Source organism: Streptomyces changanensis (assembly GCF_024600715.1).
GTDB classification, from domain to species: domain Bacteria; phylum Actinomycetota; class Actinomycetes; order Streptomycetales; family Streptomycetaceae; genus Streptomyces; species Streptomyces changanensis.
The window spans coordinates 5457881-5475767 of record NZ_CP102332.1 but is presented as its reverse complement, the minus strand read 5'-3'; the positions used below and the strand labels follow the sequence as shown (position 1 = coordinate 5475767).

The 17887-nt window shown below is 75.1% G+C and carries 15 protein-coding genes; 10 read left to right on the top strand and 5 right to left on the bottom strand.

Annotation, left to right across the window (positions count from 1 at the left end):
- Positions 1 to 302: 302 nt before the first annotated feature.
- The gene (rsgA, locus tag NRO40_RS23935; protein WP_058944115.1) at positions 303 to 1409 is read right to left on the bottom strand and encodes a ribosome small subunit-dependent GTPase A; all 1107 of its coding nucleotides are present in this window, start codon (positions 1407 to 1409) and stop codon (positions 303 to 305) included.
- A 701-nt stretch (positions 1410 to 2110) separates the two neighbouring features.
- On the opposite strand from rsgA, the gene NRO40_RS23930 reads away from it, so the two are divergent.
- From NRO40_RS23930 to NRO40_RS23915, 4 genes are read left to right on the top strand one after another with little or no spacing between them, the layout of a single operon-like run.
- Positions 2111 to 3589, top strand: coding sequence for a Y4yA family PLP-dependent enzyme (locus NRO40_RS23930; protein ID WP_058944114.1), 1479 nt, complete (start codon positions 2111 to 2113; stop codon positions 3587 to 3589).
- Entirely contained in the window at positions 3586 to 4920 is a 1335-nt protein-coding gene (locus NRO40_RS23925) for a pyridoxal-phosphate dependent enzyme (protein WP_058944113.1), read from the top strand. The genes NRO40_RS23930 and NRO40_RS23925 overlap by 4 nt, the downstream gene beginning before the upstream one ends.
- Before the next feature lie 11 nt (positions 4921 to 4931).
- Complete coding sequence (locus NRO40_RS23920) at positions 4932 to 6188, top strand: aminotransferase class V-fold PLP-dependent enzyme (protein ID WP_058944112.1); 1257 nt, start codon at positions 4932 to 4934, stop codon at positions 6186 to 6188.
- A 31-nt stretch (positions 6189 to 6219) separates the two neighbouring features.
- The gene (locus tag NRO40_RS23915; protein WP_232791197.1) at positions 6220 to 6999 is read left to right on the top strand and encodes a class I SAM-dependent methyltransferase; all 780 of its coding nucleotides are present in this window, start codon (positions 6220 to 6222) and stop codon (positions 6997 to 6999) included.
- Between the two features lie 96 nt (positions 7000 to 7095).
- On the opposite strand, the gene NRO40_RS23910 is transcribed toward NRO40_RS23915, so the two are convergent.
- Both NRO40_RS23910 and NRO40_RS23905 read right to left on the bottom strand, forming a co-directional pair.
- A complete protein-coding gene (locus NRO40_RS23910; protein ID WP_079047345.1) occupies positions 7096 to 8241 on the bottom strand; it encodes a cation:proton antiporter in 1146 nt (381 codons plus the stop codon).
- Positions 8242 to 8243: 2 nt separating this feature from the next.
- Complete coding sequence (locus NRO40_RS23905; protein ID WP_058944110.1) at positions 8244 to 8714, bottom strand: hypothetical protein; 471 nt, start codon at positions 8712 to 8714, stop codon at positions 8244 to 8246.
- Between the two features lie 275 nt (positions 8715 to 8989).
- Here NRO40_RS23905 and NRO40_RS23900 point away from each other — a divergent pair, with 275 nt between their 5' ends.
- Entirely contained in the window at positions 8990 to 9388 is a 399-nt protein-coding gene (locus NRO40_RS23900; protein ID WP_058944109.1) for a VOC family protein, read from the top strand.
- On the opposite strand, the gene NRO40_RS23895 is transcribed toward NRO40_RS23900, so the two are convergent.
- Both NRO40_RS23895 and NRO40_RS23890 read right to left on the bottom strand, forming a co-directional pair.
- Entirely contained in the window at positions 9328 to 10089 is a 762-nt protein-coding gene (locus NRO40_RS23895; RefSeq protein ID WP_232791196.1) for a helix-turn-helix domain-containing protein, read from the bottom strand. The two genes, NRO40_RS23900 and NRO40_RS23895, sit on opposite strands and share 61 nt — an antisense overlap.
- Positions 10074 to 11492 carry a YihY/virulence factor BrkB family protein gene (locus NRO40_RS23890; RefSeq protein WP_107115186.1) on the bottom strand — a complete coding sequence of 473 codons (1419 nt, stop codon included), beginning with the start codon at positions 11490 to 11492 and terminating at the stop codon, positions 10074 to 10076. Before NRO40_RS23890 ends, NRO40_RS23895 begins: the two co-directional genes overlap by 16 nt.
- Before the next feature lie 17 nt (positions 11493 to 11509).
- On the opposite strand from NRO40_RS23890, the gene NRO40_RS23885 reads away from it, so the two are divergent.
- The 5 genes from NRO40_RS23885 to NRO40_RS23870 all read left to right on the top strand — a co-directional run bounded on the left by NRO40_RS23885 (position 11510) and on the right by NRO40_RS23870 (position 17870).
- Positions 11510 to 13189: an acyl-CoA dehydrogenase family protein gene (locus tag NRO40_RS23885; protein ID WP_058944108.1), complete on the top strand. Its 1680-nt coding sequence runs from the start codon at positions 11510 to 11512 to the stop codon at positions 13187 to 13189.
- A gap of 292 nt (positions 13190 to 13481) precedes the next feature.
- The gene (locus NRO40_RS23880) at positions 13482 to 14804 is read left to right on the top strand and encodes a helix-turn-helix domain-containing protein (RefSeq protein WP_107115185.1); all 1323 of its coding nucleotides are present in this window, start codon (positions 13482 to 13484) and stop codon (positions 14802 to 14804) included.
- A 360-nt stretch (positions 14805 to 15164) separates the two neighbouring features.
- On the top strand, positions 15165 to 15737 hold the full coding sequence (locus NRO40_RS23875; protein ID WP_058944106.1) for a GNAT family N-acetyltransferase: 573 nt from the start codon (positions 15165 to 15167) through the stop codon (positions 15735 to 15737).
- A gap of 226 nt (positions 15738 to 15963) precedes the next feature.
- A complete protein-coding gene (locus NRO40_RS30835; RefSeq protein WP_391952646.1) occupies positions 15964 to 16047 on the top strand; it encodes a putative leader peptide in 84 nt (27 codons plus the stop codon).
- Positions 16048 to 16172: 125 nt separating this feature from the next.
- A complete protein-coding gene (locus tag NRO40_RS23870) occupies positions 16173 to 17870 on the top strand; it encodes a nitrite/sulfite reductase (protein ID WP_058944105.1) in 1698 nt (565 codons plus the stop codon).
- Positions 17871 to 17887 lie beyond the last annotated feature (17 nt).

Below are 17887 nucleotides of genomic sequence, written 5' to 3'. Positions count from 1 at the left end.
ACGTCCCTGATCGGCGACCGGCGGGCCCGGCCCGCGCCCGACCATGCCCGACCGGTCAGCGCCCGACCCAGGCAGGGCCCCACCCAGGCAGGGTCCGACCCAGGCAGGGTCCGACCCCGGCAGCGCCCGACCCGGGCAGCGCCGGGTGCCACCCAGGTGCGGGTGCGATCGGACGGGGCCGGGGCCCCGCCCGGGTCCCGCTCCGGAAACCGCCGGACGCGGGCGGCGCCCCCGCCCAACCGCAGCACGGTCGGCGCCCGCGTCCGGCGGACGGGGTGCCGACCGCGTCCGGCGGACGTCCGTCAGAAGGGGCGGCCGACGCGCTTGGCCTGGAGGGCGGCGCGCCCCTCGGCGCCCTTGCGCTTCCAGTCGCGCCGCAGCTCCGCCCGGACCCGGGCGTCGGTCTTGGCGACGATGTACTGGTTCTCCCGGAGCAGCTTGCGGTAGCTCTCCAGGCGCCGTTCGGGCAGGGTGCCGTCCTCGACGGCGGCGAGGACCGCGCAGCCGGGCTCCGCGCCGTGGGCGCAGTCGTGGAACCGGCAGGACGCCGCCAGTTCCTCGATCTCCGAGAAGACCTGCCCGACGCCCGTACCGGCGTCCCACAGCCCGACGCCCCGCAGGCCCGGCGTGTCGATGAGCACCCCGCCGCCCGGGAGGGCCAGCAGGTTGCGCGTGGTGGTGGTGTGGCGGCCCTTGCCGTCGACGTCCCGGATCGCCTGCACGGCCATGGCGTCCGTGCCGAGCAGGGTGTTGGCGAGGGTCGACTTGCCGGTGCCGGAGACGCCCAGCAGCACGCTCGTCCCGCCCGCCACGTACGCGCGGAGCGCGTCGACGCCCTCGCCCGTGGCGGCGCTGACGGGCAGGACCGGGACGCCGGGGGCGCTGGTCTCCACGTCCTGGACGAGGTGGGCGATCCCGGCGGCGTCGGGGACGAGGTCGGCCTTGGTGAGGACGACGAGCGGCTGGGCCCCGGATTCCCAGGCGAGCGCGAGGAACCGCTCGATCCGGCCGAGGTCGAGCTCGGCGGCGAGGGAGACCGCGACGACCGCGTGGTCGACGTTGGCGGCCAGGATCTGCCCGTCGGACCGCTTGGAGGAGGTGGACCGCACGAAGGCGGTCCGGCGCGGCAGGTAGGCCCGTACGTAGCGGGGGTTGCCGCCCGCCGGGTCGACGGCCGCCCAGTCGCCGGTGCAGATGACGCGGAGGGGGTCGTGCGGCGTCACGAAGGCCGTGTCGGCCCGCACGACGCCCTCCGCGGTGACGACGTCGCACTGGCCGCGGTCGACGCGGACGACCCGGCCGGGCAGGAGGCCGCGGTCGGCGTGCGGCGCGAACTCCGCCTCCCAGCCGGTGTCCCAGCCGTAGGAGGAGAGCGAGGTGGACGGGGTGGTGGTGGACGAGGAAGACAAGGGGTGCCCTTCGCGAGGGTGGCCCCGGCGGCTACGCGCCCGTTCGGCGCGTGCGGAAGGAAGGTCGGTCAGCCGGAGACCACGGGAGCGGGAGTGTCGATGCTCTGAATCCGGGTCAGGCCCGGTGCGGGGACAGTCATCAATGTCCTCACCTCCCTCTCGTCCGTACGTCGTCGGACACGCTAGCCGCGGCGGGTCGGGCGCCGCCAACGCTTTTTCCGGGCACCTCCGCGGCCCCACCGCCCACCAGCCCCCGGCCCACCGGCCGCCCGCCCGCGGCCCGCCACCCGGCCCCGGCGCGTCGCACACCGCGTACGGAGACCGACGTACGCCGACACACCGCTTCCGCCGTATTCGGACGCGGCGTTCGGCGGCGGCCCGTCCATTCGTTCATACGCTCGACGCATGACGCGATCGGCGGACGCGGGCGCGCGGGACGGGCGGACGCGCCGGGGGTGCGTGATCGGCGCACCGCAGCCGACCTGCGGAGTCACACCCTTCGTTTGAGGGGGATCCGTGCCGGGGCCCGGCATTGCTCATGACAACCATTGTCATGTGATGGCATGCTCGTCCTGCGCCCGCCGTCCGGCCACACTCGGCCCAGCACAGCAGTCACCTGCTCAGTCCCTTCGAACAGTCCACTCGAGCAGTCCCTTCGAGCAGACCTCCAGACCCTTCGAGAGGACCAGGACCAGACCCGCATGAGCGAACCGCTGTATCTCGCACCACGCCTGGAGTCGCGGCCGGCGGCGCTGCTGGACTCCCCCGCCTTCCTCCATCCCCTGGTGGCCGCCCTGGGCTCGCCCCTCAACCTGCTCCTGCCGGACCAGATCGCCGACAACGTCCGCGCGTTCCGCGAGGTGTACGCCCGCCACCGGCTCACCGGGCGGATCTGCTACGCGCACAAGGCCAACCGGTCGAGCGCCCTCGTACGGCGACTGGCCGCGACCGGCCCCGGCACCGGGATCGACGTCGCCTCGCTCGGCGAGCTCCAGCACGCCCTCGCCGGCGGCCTCACCCCCGACCGGATCGTCGCGACCGGCCCCAAGGACCCCGACTTCCTGTGGCTCGCGGCCCGCACCGGCGTCACCGTCGCGGTCGACTCGCCCGGCGAGCTGACCGCGCTCGCCGCGCTGGTGGAGCGCTTCCGGCTGCCCCGCGTACCGATCCTGCCGAGGCTGTCCGAGTTCGCCTCGACGGGGACCCGCGTCCTCACCCGGCGCAGCCGCTTCGGCACCCCGGCAACCGAGGCCGACGCCCTGCTCGACCTGGTCGAGAAACACCGCGACGCCGTGGAGTTCACGGGCGTCTCCTACCACCTCGACACCATGGCCCCGACCGAGAAGGCCGCCGCCCTCGACGGCTGCCTGCGGGTGCTGGACGAGAGCCGCCGGCGCGGGCTGCGCCCCCGCGCCGTCGACATCGGCGGCGGGTTCGGCACCGACTACCTGGCCGACGGCGCCCAGTGGGAGCGGTACACCACCGAACTGACCCGCGCCCTCCTCGGCCGGCGCGCCCCCCTCACCTGGGAGGGCCACGGCTACGGGCTGCGCGGCGAGAACGGCACCCTGCGGGGCGCCCTCGGCGTCTACCCCGGCCACCGGCCGGTCGCGGGCCCCCGCTACCTCGACGAACTGCTCGCGCAGACCGCCCCGTCCCTGGGCCGACCGCTGGCCACCCTGCTCCTGGAGAACCTCTACGACCTGCACACCGAACCCGGCCGCGCCCTCACCGACCAGTGCGGGATCACCCTCGCCCGGGTCCTGGAGGTGCGGGTCACGGCGGCCGGCGAGCGGCTCGTACGGCTCGCCGCGAACGCCCGCGACATCGGCCTGGAGGACCACGGGCTGCTCGTCGACCCGGTCCTCGTACCGGCCGGCGCGACGGCCCGGGAGCCCGGCGGGGACTCCCCCGTGGGCGTGTACCTGCTGGGCAACCTGTGCCTGGAGTCGGACCTGATCAGCCGCCGCCTGGTGTTCCTGCCGAGGGAGCCGCGCGCCGGCGACCTGCTCGCGTTCGCCAACACCGCCGGCTACTTCATGGACTTCACCGCCGACCACGCCCTGCACCAGCCCGTCGCCCGCAAGGTCGCCGTGTACCGCGACGGCGACGCCGGCCCGTGGCACTGGTGCCTCGACGAAGAGTACTGGCCCCACCTCACCGCGGGGGACGACGAATGAGGTACGACCACATCACCGACGCCATCGGGGACACACCGCTCGTCCGCATCGACCCCGAGGTCCACGGCCTGCGCCACATCGACCTGTACGCCAAGTTGGAGATGCTCAACCCGTTCGGCTCGGTCAAGGACCGGGCCGCTTGGCGGATGGCGCAGCCCCACCTGGAGGAGGCCCGGCGCCGGGGGCGGACCGTGGTGGAGCTGTCCAGCGGCAACACCGCCAAGGCGCTCGCCGTGATCGCCGGCATGCACGGACTGCCGTTCCGCAGCGTCACCAACCGGATGAAGGTCCCCGAGATCAAGGACCTGCTCCTCCTCCTCGGCGCCGAGATCGAGGAACTGCCCGGGCAGGCGGAGTGCCTCGACCCGACGGCGACCGAGGACCCGCTGACCCGCATCCACCGCATGCTCACCGAGGACGACGACGCGTACCTGCACACCGACCAGTACTACAACCCGGCCAACGCCGAGGCGCACTCCGGCGGTACCGGCCCCGAGATCATCAAGGACCTGGGGGGCGTCGCCCCCGACTTCTTCGTCGCCTGCGTGGGCACCGCCGGGTCGTCCACCGGCGCCGCCCGCGCCCTGCGCGCCCACGACCCGGCCGTCTCCGTCATCGGCCTCGTCGCGCAGAAGGGCGACTTCGTGCCCGGTATCCGCAACATCGACGAGGTGCATGAGGTCGGCCTGTTCGACCCCCGGACGTACGACGCGCTGGAGGCGGTCAGCGCCGACGAGGCCATCGACGGCATGCTCACGCTGGTGCGCCGCTGCGGCATCCTCGGCGGCCCGACCGGCGGGGCCGCCTACCACGGCGCCCTGCGGTACCTGCGGCAGCGGGACGCCGAGCAGGCCGGGGGCGGCGACGGCCGGCGGCGGACGGCCGTCTTCATCGTCTGCGACCGCGTCGAGAGCTACATGAGCTACGTGCGCACGCGCCGCCCCGAGCTGCTGCGGCGTCCGCCGCGCCCCAACTCCCCCGCCTCGGTGACCCCGCGGGAGCTGGCGGAGGTGCACGTCATCGGCGTCGAGGAGGCGCGGGCATGGATCGCGACCGAGCGGCCCGTCGTCGTCGACCTGCGCGGGGCGTTCGCGTTCGCCGCGCTCCACATCGAGGGGTCGATCAACATCGTCGACGAGCTGTTCGAGGAACTGCTGCACGGCGGGCTGCCGTTCGGGCGGTCGCAGCCGGTGCTCCTGGTCTGCCCGGTCGGGGAGCAGTCCGTGACGTACGCGGCGCTGCTGGCCCGCATGGGCCACCGGGACGTGCGCAGCCTGGCGGGCGGCGTCATCGCCTGGCGGGACGCGGACGCGCCGATGGTGCGGGACTGAGGGGGGCCGGCATGTACACCACGACGTCACCGCTGCCGCACGACCCGCCGCCGGCGGGGCCGTCCGCCGGGCTGCGCGAGTGGCAGCGGCCGCTGCGCGAGCAGTTCCCGATCATCACGGGGCACCCCGGTCTCGCCTACCTGGACAGCGCGGCGACGGCGCAGAAGCCCCGGGCGGTCCTCGACGCGGTGCAGGCGTACCTGACCGGGTGCAACGCCAACGCCGGGCGGGGCACCTACACCTGGGCCAACCGCACCACGGCGCTCATCGAGGAGACCCGCGAGCGCGTCAAGGCGTTCCTGGGCGACCCGGACCCCGAGCGGTCGTCGGTCTGGTTCACCGGCGGTACGACGGAGGGGCTGCGGACGGTCGCCCGGGACTGGCTGGTGCGGGAGCTGGCGGACGGCGACGAGATCGTCGTGCCGTTCGCCGACCACGAGGCGAACCACCTGCCCTGGCTGGAGGCGCGGGACCTGCTCGCCGAGCGCGGCGTGCGGATCACCGTCCACCCCATGCCGTACCAGCGGGACTCGCGCGACTACGACCTGGAGGCGCTCGCCCGGCTGGTCGGGGGGCGGTTGCGGTTCGTGGCCGTCACCCACGTCCACCACGTGTACGGCGCCGACATGAACGTCCACCGGGTGCGGGAGGTGGTCGGCCCGGACGTGCCCATCTGCCTGGACGCGGCGCAGAGCGTCGGCCACCTGCCGCTGGACCTGGCCGCCCTGGACGTCGACTTCGTCGTGTTCTCCGGACACAAGGCGATGGCGCTGCCGGGGACGGGCGTGGTGTGGGCGCGCGGGCGGCGGGGCGGCGCGTTCCGGCCGGGCGGCTGGCACGGCACGCCGAACACCGCCGGGATCGTCAGCCTGCGGGCCGCGCTGGACTGGCTGGACGCGGCGGGCCCGGCACGGATCGAGGAGTGGACGGTCGGCCTGGGCGTGCGGCTCACGGACGGGCTGGCCCGCCTCGACGCGTACGAGGTGCTGGGCTGCCCGCTCAGTCTGGCGGCGGACTCGGCGGTGCAGCGGCGCCAGGGCCTGGTGACCTTCCGGCACCGGACCGTCCGTGCCAACGACGTGGGGTTCGTACTGGCCGCGCACGGGCTGCTGGTGCGGGCCGACGGGCTGTGCCAGGCACGGGCCGGCGAGAGCGAGAGCTCGGTGCGGGTGAGTCTGCATGTCTACAACACGCCCGAGGAGGTCGACCGCCTCCTCGGGGTGCTGTCCACGCTGGCCGGGGACCGGCCGGGCGGCGGGCGGCGGTAGGGCACGGAGAGCAAGGGAGCACGAGGGCAGGATGACCCAAGGGTTGATGTCGCGACGGCTGACGGCCGAGCGGGCGGGCGAGTGGATCCGCCGGTGGGATCTGCAGCAGCAGCGGTACGCGTGTGACCGTGAGGCCCGCTTCACGGTGATCGCCGACGTGGTGGAGGCGGCGACCGCGGGGGTGCCCCGCCCGCTGGTCGCCGACCTCGGCTGCGGTCCCGGCTCCCTCGCCGCCCGCCTGGCGGGGCGGCTGCCGCACGCCGAGGTGGTCGGCGTGGACGCCGACCCGCTGCTGCTGGCGCTGGGCCGGGCGCACCACGGCGCTTCGGTACGGTTCGCCGACGTGACGATCGGGGCGCCCGGCTGGCTGGCCTCGCTGCGGCTGGGCCGGCCGCTGGACGCCGTGGTGTCGGCGACGGCGCTGCACTACCTGCCGGAACCGGCGCTGCTGTCGGTGTACGAGCAGCTGCGCCGGTCGCTGCGGCCCGGCGGGGTGCTGGTCAACGGCGACCACCTGTTCCAGGAGGACCCGGCGGTGGCGGCGCTGGCCGACGTGGTGGGGCGCCGCCACGCCGAGCGGCACGGGGCGGACGCGCACGAGGACTGGCGGGGCTGGTGGGCCGCCGCGCGGTCCGCGCCGGAACTGGCCGCTCCGCTGGCCGAGCGCGCCCGGCGCGGTCCCGGCGCGGGCGGGGACAACGGGCTGACGCTGCAGCGGCACGTGGAGCTGCTGCGCAAGGCGGGCTTCGGCGCCGCGGGCCCGGTCTGGCAGTACGGCCCGAGCTGTGTGCTGGTGGCCGCACACGCGTGAGCGCCGCCCCGCCCCGGGGCTCGGGCCGGACCGGGCCGGTCCGCCGGGCCCGACCGGTCCGGGCCGGGCCCGACCGGTCCGGGCCCCGGAGCGGGGTCAGCGCAGGGCGTGGAACGCGGGCTGCGTCCAGCGGGCGGCGAACGGGCCGACGAGGACGAGGATCAGCACGTACGCGGCGGCGAACGGGCCGATCCTCGGCTCGGTGGCCACCGTGAGCCCGGCGATCACCACGGAGAACTCGCCGCGCGCGACCAGCGCCCCGCCGGCCCGCAGCCGGCCGCGCGGGCCGACGCGGGCGCGTCTCGCCGCGTACCAGCCGGTGTAGATCTTGGTGAGGGCGGTGACGGCGGCGAGGAGCAGCGCGGGCAGCAGGACGGGCGGGATGGCGGAGGGCACCGTCGACAGCCCGAAGAAGAGGAAGAAGACGGCGGCGAACAGGTCGCGCAGGGGGGCGAGGAGCTTGCGGGCGTCCTCGGCGACCTCGCCCGACAGGGCGATGCCGACGAGGAAGGCGCCCACCGCGGCGGAGACCTGGAGGCGCTGCGCGACCCCGGCGACGAGCAGCGCCAGGCCGAGGACGACCAGTAGCAGCATCTCGGGGTTGTCGGAGGAGACGGCGCGGCTGATGTGCCGGCCGTGGCGCAGCGCCAGGTACAGCACGACGGTGACCGTGCCGAGCGCGATCAGCAGGGTGGCGCCGCCCGCGACCAGGCCGACGCCGGCGACCAGGGTGGTGAGCAGGGGCAGGTAGACGGCCATGGACAGGTCCTCGATGACGAGGATGCCGAGGACGGCGGGCGTCTCGCGGTTGCCGAGCCGGCCGAGGTCGGCGAGGACCTTGGCGATGACGCCGGAGGAGGAGATCCAGGTGACCCCGGCGAGCGCCACGGCGGCGACGGGCCCCCAGCCGAGGAGGAGCGCGGCGGCCGCGCCGGGCAGGGCGTTGAGGACGAAGTCGACCGCACCGGCCGGGTACTGGGTGCGCAGGCTGCTGACGAGCTCCCCGGCGCTGTACTCCAGGCCGAGGAGGAGCAGCAGCAGGATGACGCCGATCTCGGCGCCGACGGCGATGAAGTCCTCGCTGGCTTCGAGCGGGAGGACGCCGCCCTTGCCGAAGGCGAGCCCGGCGAGGAGGTAGAGCGGGACCGGGGAGAGTCCCACGCGCTCCGCGAACCGTCCGATCAGTCCGAGTCCGAGGATGATCGCTCCGAGTTCGATGAGGAGCGCGGTGGTGTCGTGCACGCTCACTCCCCGCCGACGAGGGCGGTGAGCGCGGCGACGCCCTCGCGAGTGCCGACGACGACGGGGACGTCGCCGACCGGCCGCACGTCACCGACGGGCGCGGGGTGGGCGCCGGGGCGGCGCGGGATGTCGCCGACGGGGGCGCCCGGGGCGCCGGTACGGGCGCGCGCCCGGGTGTCGCGCGGCAGCCGCCCCGGGTGCGGGGAGTGGTGGGGCAGGGCGACGTGCGCGGTGACGAGGTCCGTGCCGTCGGTGCCGGCCTCGGCGGCGGGGGCCCGAGCGAGGAGCCGGGCCGGGGCGGCGTCGGGGGCGCGGGCCGCGCCGCCCTCGTGGGCGTCGCGGTCGTCGGCACGGTGGCAGCCTCGGTGGCGGCGGCCGTCCCGGCGGACGACGGCGGAGTGGTGCCGGCTCCCCGCGGTGATGAGGTCGTACTGCGTGCCGACGCCTGGCAGCGGGGTGCGACGGGGACCCATGACCGCACCTCCGGGGACGGCGCATGACGGGCGAGGAGAGGCTCCTCACCCTAGCAACACCTGTCCACTATGACGCCTTATGCGGCTTTCCCGGCCGGGCGGCAGTCGATGTGCGCCCCGGCCCGCGGCGCCGGGTACGGCGACGCCCGGTGCGGCGACGCCCGGGCCGGTGGCCGTGTCGGTGGCGCCGGGCCGGTGGCGCCCGGATCTCCGCGTCCGGGTCCGCGTCCGATCCGTTCAAGACGGCCGCGCCGCGGCCTCCCTAGGCTGCCGGCATGACTCCCACACCCCGTCTCGACGCGGTCGGCCTCGTCGTCTCCGACATGGCCGCGACCCTCGCCTTCTACCGACGCCTCGGCCTGGCCGTCCCCCGGGACGCCGACTCCGCCCCGCACGCGGAGGCGGTCCTTCCGGGCGGCCTGCGCGTCCTGTGGGACACCGAGGAGACGGTCCGCTCCTACGACCCCGACCGGCCCCGGGTGACCGCGGGCGACCGGATCGCGCTGGCGTTCCGCTGCTCCGGCCCCCAGGAGGTGGACGCGGTGTACGGGGAACTGGTGGCCGCCGGGTACCGGGGCCACCTGGAGCCGTGGGACGCCGTGTGGGGGCAGCGCTACGCGGTGGTGCTCGACCCGGACGGGCGCGGCGTGGAGCTGTTCGCCGACGCCGCGTAGGCCGACAGGGGCCTCCCGGTCAGGGCGCGCACCTCGCGGGCCAGGTGCGGCTGGTCGGCGTACCCGGCGCGCACCGCCACCGCCGCGTACGGCGTCCCCGCGTCCACCAGCCGCAGCGCCCGGCGCAGCCGCAGGATCCGCGCCAGCGTCTTCGGGCCGTACCCGAAGGCGTCGAGCGAGCGGCGGTGCAGCGTGCGGGGCCCCAGCCCCGTCGCGTCGGCCGTCGCCGCCACGCTCCACCCGGCGTCCAGCCGGGCGGTGACGGCCCGCAGGAGCGGGTCGGGGCGGGGCGCGTCGGCGGCGAGGGCCACGGCCGCCTCCTCCAGCGCGCCGGCCGGGTCCGCCCCGGCGGCGCGCGCCACCCGCGCGGTCAGCCGCCGGACGCGGTCGGCGGGCCACAGGTCGGCCAGGTCCACGCACCGGTCGCGCAGTACGCGGGCCGGGACGCCGAGCAGGGTGGGCGCGTCGCCTGGCGCGAACCTCACCCCCGCCCAGGGGCCGACCCCGCCGCCGGGGGCGTGGGCGCGCGTGTCCGGGCCGGCGACGAGGAGCCGCCCGTCGTTCCACAGCAGATCCATGCAGCCGTCGGGCAGGACGGGTGAGGCCGCCCCGGGCGGCCGTCCCCCGGGCACGGTCCACACGACGGCGCCGTCCAGCCGGGCGGGGCGCTCCCGGTACCCGCCGCTCAGCGCGGCCCCCACGGACCGGTCGGCCCACCGCCGTGCGGGCCGTGCGCCGGGCCGCCGTGCGCGTCGTGCGCCGGGCCGCGGGACGGGCCGCCCGTGCCGGGCCGGGCCCCGCCGGGGGCCGGCGGCCGTCCGGCGGGCGCGCGCCGGACCGGCGCGTCGGGCGGCAGCTCCCCCTTGGGCAGCTTGTCCTCCGGCGGCCTGCCCTTCGACGACTCCTCCCGCGCCTTGTCCCTGGCCTGTTTTTCCTTGGGCTGCCGCTCCTTCTCCGCCTTCTCCCACTGCAGGCGCGCCTTCACGTCGTCCGGGGGGAGGAATCGCGACCAGCGCTCCGGGAACTCCGACGGCATGTCCGGGTCGTCGGGGTCCCGGTCCCCCTCGGTGGCCCGGACCCGGGCGAGCAGCGCGGCCGCCTCCTTGGCCCGGACGCGTTCGTTCTCCGCGCGGGCGGCCGCCGTGGCGACGGACGGCCACACCCGGTCGATGGCGGCGTTGACGGCCGCCCCGACGAGGACCGCGAACGCCGAGATGCCGATCCACAGCAGCACCGCGATGGGCGTGGCGAGGGAGCCGTAGATGGTGGGCCCCTCCACCTGGCTCGTCAGGTAGATGCGGAGCAGGAAGCTGCCCAGCACCCACATGACGAACGCCACGAGCGCCCCCGGCACGTCCTCGATCCACGGCGACCTGACCGGCACGGACACGTGGTACAGGGTCGTCAGGAACGCCACGGACAGCAGGATCATGACCGGCCAGTACAGGACGGAGACCACTTCCGTCCCCCAGGGCACCAGCTCGACCACCCGGTCGGGGCCGACGACCGCGAGCGGCAGGACCACCGCTCCGATCAGGAGCGCGACGATGTAGAGGAGGAAGGCGAGCAGCCGCGTGGCGACGATCCCCCGGTGGCCGTCGAGTCCGTACATGACGGTGATGGTGTCGACGAAGACGTTCACCGCCCGGGAGCCGGACCACAGCGCTATGGCGAAACCGATCGAGATGACGTCGGGCCGGCCGCCCTGGGTGACGTCCTCCAGGAGCGGCTTGGCGATGTCGTTGACGCCCCGGTCCGACAGAACGGTGCCGACCGCGCCGAGGATGTTCCCCTCGATGGAGGCGACGGTGGTGGTGTTGGTCCATTCGTCGATGTAGCCGAGCAGGCCGAGCAGGCCGAGCATCAGCGGCGGCAGGGACAGCAGCGTGAAGAACGCGGCCTCGGCGGCGAGGCCCAGGATGCGGTACTCGATGCACGAGTTGACGGTGTCCTTCAGCAGGAGCCAGGCCATCTTGCGCTTCGAGACGTTGCGGTAGAGGACCCTGGCCCGGTGGAGCCGGCCCGTGGACGCGCTCGGTCCCGCGGGGCCCGGACTTCCGGCGGACCCCCCGGCCGACTCGGGTGTTTCCTTCGCTGCCTGCACGTCCTTACCGTATCCGCATGGCAGCCACCACCCACACCGTGACCAACCAGCCCCCGCCCCTGGTCGGGTACGACGTCTTCACCGCCGACCGGGCGCTGACCGAAGCCGTGGAGCGACACCTTCCGCCCGGACTGCGGGAGGAGGCCCGGGACGAGCTCTCGTCGCTCGGTACCACCGCCGGCTCGGCGCAGGCCCAGTCCTGGGGCGCGCTCGCCAACGAGTACCCGCCACGGCTGCGCACCCACGACCGGTACGGCCACCGCGTCGACGAGGTCGACTTCCACCCGGCGTGGCACCGGCTCCTCGGCCACGCCGTGACGTCCGGGCTGACCGGCGCCTGGAGCCGGCCGGGCGGGCACGTGCGGCGCGCGGCCGGGTTCCTGGTGTGGTCGCAGACCGAGGCGGGGCACGGCTGCCCGCTGTCGATGACGCACGCGGCCGTCCCCGCCCTGCGCACCGACCCGGAGCTGGCGGCCGAGTGGGAGCCGAGGCTGACGTCGCGCGTGTACGACGGCGAGGAGCTGCGGCCGCCCGCCGAGAAGGGCGGCGTGCTCTTCGGGATGGGCATGACGGAGAAGCAGGGCGGCAGCGACGTCCGGGCCAACACCACCGCGGCGGTCCCCCTGGACGCGGCGGGCGAGTACGTCCTGACGGGCCACAAGTGGTTCTGCTCCGCGCCCATGTCGGACGGCTTCCTCGTCCTGGCGCAGGCGCCCGGCGGTCTGACCTGCTTCCTCGTACCGAGGGTGCTGGCGGACGGCACGGGGAACGTGTTCCGCATCCAGCGGCTCAAGGACAAGCTGGGCAACCGGTCGAACGCCTCCGCCGAGGTCGAGTTCGACGGGACGTGGGCGCGCCGCGTCGGCGAGGAGGGGCGCGGGGTGCGGACCATCATCGAGATGGTGGCCGCCACGCGCCTGGACTGCGTGCTCGGCTCGGCCGCGCTGATGCGGCAGGCCGTGGCGCAGGCCGTGCACCACACGACGTACCGCCACGCCTTCGGCGGCCCGCTGGCCGACAAGCCGCTGATGCGCAACGTCCTCGCCGACCTGGCGCTGGAGTCGGAGGCGGCGACGGTCCTCGGCATGCGGCTCGCGGCGGCGTACGACGCGGTGGAGTCCGGCGGCACGGCATCCGGCGGTACGGGGCCGGGAGGCGCGGAGTCGGAACGGGCGCTGCTGCGCCTCGTGGTGCCGGCCGCGAAGTACTGGGTCACCAAGCGGTGCACGCCGACCGTGGCGGAGGCCCTGGAGTGCCTGGGCGGCAACGGCTACGTGGAGGAGTCCGGCATGCCGCGGCTGCTGCGCGAGGCACCGCTCAACTCGATCTGGGAGGGGTCGGGGAACGTCCAGGCGCTGGACGTGCTGCGGGCGCTGCAGCGCGAGCCCGGCGCGCTCGACGCGTACCTGCGGGAGGTCGGTGAGGCGCGCGGCGCGGACCACCGGCTGGACGGGGCGATCAAGGGCCTGCTCACGGAACTGGCCGATCTGGAGGGCGTCGAGGCCCGGGCCCGGCGGCTGGTGGAGCGGATGGCGCTGGTCCTCCAGGGGTCGCTGCTGGTGCGGTGGGCGCCGCCCGAGGTCGCGGACGCCTTCTGCGGGTCGCGGCTCGGCCGGGACTGGGGGACGGCGTTCGGAACCCTGCCGCACAGCCTGGACCTGGGCGCGGTCGTGGACCGGGCCCGGGTCGAGGTGTAGGGGAGCCGGGGCGGGTACGGGCTCCGCACGGCGCGGACGGCCCCGGACAGCCGACGGGCGCGGGACGCGGTGCGGCGTCCCGCGCCCGGGAGCGCGGCTGGGATGGTGCTGCGCCGACACGGCACCATCCCGTCGCGTACCGGAGACCGGTACGCGCCCACTGTCGTACGCGCGAGCGGTCCGGCGCGAGGGTTGCAGGAGGTTGCAGCGGGTGGCGCGTTCTGTGCGGACCCGGTCGGGCCCGGCGCGCCGCGGGGGGATGATGGGGGCCGAACGGCGACGGGGAGGGCCGGTGCGGAACGCCACAGTCGACATGACGCGGCTCGCCGCGATGGACGCGCGCGCGGCGACGCTGCTGCTCCACCACATCAGGGACGCCGCGCTGCGCGGCGGCCACGCCCCGCTGGCGCCGCGCGCCGACATACGGGCCTCGTGGGAGCGGATGCTGCGCACGGGCGTCGACCCTGACCGGGACCGCCGCTCGGGGCTGCTGCCGGCAGGGGAGCTGGAAGCGCGGCGGCACGGCACGACGCTCGGGGAGCTGCTGCCCGTGCTCCGCGAGGGGCTCATGGCGTCGCCGGGGGCGTCCGCCGACCCGGCCCGGCACATCATGGTCGTCGCCGACGCCGACGGGCGGGTGCTGTGGCGGGAGGGCCACGGCTCGGTGCTGCGGATGGCGGACGGGCACGGTTTCGAACCGGGCGCCGACTGGCGCGAGTCGACGGTCGGCACCAACGGCGTGGGGACGGCCCTCGTGGTGCGCCGCCCGGTGCAGGTGCACTCCGCCGAGCACTTCGTCGCGACGCACCACCCGTGGACGTGCGCCGGCGCCCCGATCACGGACCCCCGGGACGGCCGGCTGATGGGCGTGGTCGACGTGAGCGGCCCGGTGCCCACGATGCACCCGGCGATGCTGCTCCTGGTGCGTTCGGTGGCGGCGCTCGCCGAGGCGGAGCTGCGCAACCGCCACCTCGCGGGGCTGGCGCGGCTGCGGGCGGTGGCGGCGCCCCTGCTGTGCCGGGTGGGCGGCAGGGCGCTGGTGGTGGACCCGCACGGCTGGACGGCGGCGGTGACGGGCATGGCGCCCGTGGACCGGCTGGCGCTGCCGGGGTCGTTCGGCGGGGGCCGGATGTGGCTGCCGGCGCTCGGCGAGTGCGACGTCGAGCCGCTGCCGGGGGGCTGGCTGGTCCGGCCGCTGGACGGGGCCGGGGAGGGGGCAGCGGACTCGGTGACACGGCTGGTGCTGGACGTGAGCCGGCCCCGCGAGTGGACGGTGCGGGTGTCGGGCGCGGTGGGCTCCTGGCAGCGGGAGCTGACGCCCCGGCACGCGGAGTTGCTGTACGTCCTCGCCTCGCACCGGGACGGGCGCACGGCGGCGCAGCTGGCCGCGGACGTGTTCGGCGACCGGGGGCGGACGGTGACCGTACGGGCGGAGATGTCGCGGGTGCGGCGGACGCTGGGCGGTGTGCTGACCCACCGCCCCTACCGCTTCCGCGACGAGGTGGAGGTGGAGGTGGTCGCCCCGGCCGACCCGCGCGACCTGTTGCCCCACTCCACCGCGCCCGCCGTGGAGGCCGCGCGGCACGACGGCCCCGGCGACGACCGCGCTGGGTGACGGCGCCGCCGCACCCCGCACGGACCACAGCGCCGCACGGACCACCGGACTCCGCACGGACCACCGGGTTCCGTACGGACCGCCGGTTTCCGTACGGACCGCCGGGTTCCGCGCGCACCGGAGGACCCCGGGGCCGGTGGCCCTCGGACCGCCGGACCTTCGATCAGTCGGGGCCTCCGGGCAGGCGGGCCCCCGGCCGGGCCGGTGAGCCGCTGACCGGCCACGCCACCACGGGGGCGAGACGGAGTCCCACGATCCGGACACCGGGGGGCCGCGGACGTGCCCGGCCGGGGACGGCGTCCGGCCGGGTGAGAGGAACGCGCTGGCCAGGGCCGCGCGCTCCGTGGTTCCCTGGCGGCCATGAGCATCACCGTCACCACCTGGTACCTGGAGCAGACCTCCCCCGACGACCTGCGGCCCGCCGCCGCGCCGGACGGGGACGTCACGGTCGTCCGCGCCGAGGTGCCCTCACCCGAGTTCAGCCGCTTCCTCTACAGCGCGGTCGGCGGTGACCTCTGCTGGGTGGACCGGCTGGGGCTGACCCACGCGCAGTGGCGGGAGCTCCTGGAGCGGCCGGGCGCGGAGACGTGGGTGGCGTACGACAGGGGGACGCCCGCCGGGTACGTCGAGCTGGACCCACAGGACGACGGCGTCGTGGAGATCATGTACTTCGGTCTGATCCCCGCCTTCCGGGGCCGGCGCATCGGCGGGCACCTGCTGTCGTACGGCACCGCCCGCGCCTGGGACCTGGCGGACCGCTGGCCGGGGCGGACGCCGACGACGCGGGTGCGGCTGAACACCTGCTCGCTCGACGGGGAACACGCCCTGGCCAACTACCGGCGGCGGGGCTTCCGCGTCCACGACACCCGCGTCACCGAGAAGCCGGCGGAGGCGGCCGTGGCGCCGGGCCCCTGGCCGGGCGCGTACGCCTGAACCGACGGGACGCCCGACCCCGACGGGACGCCCGGCACCGCGGCCCCGACCGGCCGCCCGGCGCGACCCCGACGGGGCGCTCGACGTGACCCGGCCGGGGGGCTTGGCGCCACCCGACCAAGGGCTTGACGTGACCCGGACCACATCCGTCCACCATGCGGGACAGTCTGGTCCACATCGCGGACAAAGGTGGACTGGGTCCAAACTCCCGTGCCACGCTTCCGTCATGTCTCGAGCTGGAATTGCCTTGGTGAGTCGGCGGCACGTCGACCTCGGCCGCATGTCCAGCGCCATGTGTCCGGTGAGCTGAGAGACCCAGCGACGCCGCGACCCCCGATCTTCTGAACCCACCGCGCAATGTCGCGCAGGCGCTCTGCCTGCGCGACATTGCGCAGGTCAGAGCCGCCCTCCTGCAGTCCCGAAGGACGTATAGCCATGGCCGCCACCCCCGAACAGCCCGCACCCGCCACGCCCCGCCGCAAGCCGGGGCGCCACCGTGGCGAGGGCCAGTGGGCCAGGGGCCACTTCACGCCCCTCAACGGCAATGAGCAGTTCAAGAAGGACGATGACGGTCTCAATGTGCGGACACGCATTGAGACGATCTACTCGAAGGCCGGCTTCGACTCCATCGACCCCAACGACCTGCGTGGTCGGATGCGCTGGTGGGGCCTCTACACCCAGCGCAAGCCCGGGATCGACGGCGGCAAGACGGCCGTCCTCGAACCGGAGGAGCTGGACGACGAGTACTTCATGCTGCGCGTGCGCATCGACGGCGGCCGGCTGACCACCCGGCAGCTGCGGGTCATCGGTGAGATCTCGCAGGAGTTCGCGCGCGGCACCGCCGACATCACCGACCGGCAGAACGTCCAGTACCACTGGATCCGGATCGAGGACGTGCCGGAGATCTGGAACCGCCTCGAAGCCGTGGGCCTGTCCACCACCGAGGCGTGCGGTGACACCCCGCGCGTCATCATCGGCTCGCCGGTCGCCGGGATCGCCGAGGACGAGATCATCGACGGCACCCCGGCCATCGAGGAGATCCACCGCCGCATCATCGGCAACAAGGACTTCTCCAACCTGCCCCGCAAGTTCAAGTCCGCGGTCTCCGGCTCGCCGCTCCTCGACGTCGCGCACGAGATCAACGACATCGCCTTCGTCGGCGTGGAGCACCCCGAGCACGGTCCCGGCTTCGACCTGTGGGTCGGCGGCGGGCTCTCCACCAACCCCAAGATCGGCGTCCGGCTCGGCGCCTGGGTCCCGCTCGACGAGGTCCCCGACGTCTACACCGGCGTCATCTCCATCTTCCGCGACTACGGCTACCGGCGGCTGCGCAACCGCGCCCGGCTGAAGTTCCTCGTCGCGGACTGGGGCGCCGAGCGGTTCCGCCAGGTCCTGGAGGACGAGTACCTCGGACGCAAGCTCGTCGACGGCCCGGCCCCCGCCCAGCCCGTGCAGCAGTGGCGCGACCACGTCGGCGTCCACCGGCAGCAGGACGGCCGCTTCTACGTCGGTTTCGCGCCGCGCGTCGGCCGCGTCGACGGCGCCACCCTCACGAAGATCGCCGACGTGGCGGAGGCGCACGGCTCCGGCCGCGTCCGCACCACGGTTGAGCAGAAGATGATCGTCCTCGACATCGAGGAGGACCGGGTCGAGTCGCTCGTCGGCGCGCTGGAGGCGCTCGACCTGCGGGTGCAGCCCTCCCCGTTCCGGCGGGGCACCATGGCCTGCACCGGCATCGAGTTCTGCAAGCTCGCCATCGTCGAGACGAAGGCGCGCGGCTCGTCGCTCATCGACGAACTGGAGCGCCGCCTGCCCGAGTTCGACCAGCCGATCACCATCAACCTCAACGGCTGCCCCAACGCCTGCGCGCGCATCCAGGTGGCGGACATCGGTCTCAAGGGCCAGCTCGTCCTGGACGACGCGGGCCGGCAGGTCGAGGGCTACCAGGTGCACCTGGGCGGCGCGCTCGGTCTGGAGGCCGGCTTCGGCCGCAAGGTCCGCGGCCTGAAGGTCACCGCCGCCGAACTGCCCGACTACATCGAGCGCGTCCTCACCCGCTACCAGGCGGAGCGGGAGCCCGGTGAGCGCTTCGCGACCTGGGCGGCGCGGGCGCCGGAGGAGGCCCTGTCGTGAACGACGCACCCACGGCC

Bases quoted from the DNA above. Each gene is read 5' to 3' on its own strand.
- NRO40_RS23930 (WP_058944114.1), top strand. From the start codon at position 2,111: ATGAGCGAACCGCTGTATCTCGCACCACGCCTGGAGTCGCGGCCGGCG.
- NRO40_RS23925 (WP_058944113.1), top strand. From the start codon at position 3,586: ATGAGGTACGACCACATCACCGACGCCATCGGGGACACACCGCTCGTC.
- NRO40_RS23920 (WP_058944112.1), top strand. From the start codon at position 4,932: ATGTACACCACGACGTCACCGCTGCCGCACGACCCGCCGCCGGCGGGG.
- NRO40_RS23915 (WP_232791197.1), top strand. From the start codon at position 6,220: ATGACCCAAGGGTTGATGTCGCGACGGCTGACGGCCGAGCGGGCGGGC.
- NRO40_RS23905 (WP_058944110.1), bottom strand. From the start codon at position 8,714: ATGGGTCCCCGTCGCACCCCGCTGCCAGGCGTCGGCACGCAGTACGAC.
- NRO40_RS23900 (WP_058944109.1), top strand. From the start codon at position 8,990: ATGACTCCCACACCCCGTCTCGACGCGGTCGGCCTCGTCGTCTCCGAC.
- NRO40_RS23885 (WP_058944108.1), top strand. From the start codon at position 11,510: ATGGCAGCCACCACCCACACCGTGACCAACCAGCCCCCGCCCCTGGTC.
- NRO40_RS23875 (WP_058944106.1), top strand. From the start codon at position 15,165: ATGAGCATCACCGTCACCACCTGGTACCTGGAGCAGACCTCCCCCGAC.
- NRO40_RS30835 (WP_391952646.1), top strand. From the start codon at position 15,964: ATGTCTCGAGCTGGAATTGCCTTGGTGAGTCGGCGGCACGTCGACCTC.
- NRO40_RS23870 (WP_058944105.1), top strand. From the start codon at position 16,173: ATGGCCGCCACCCCCGAACAGCCCGCACCCGCCACGCCCCGCCGCAAG.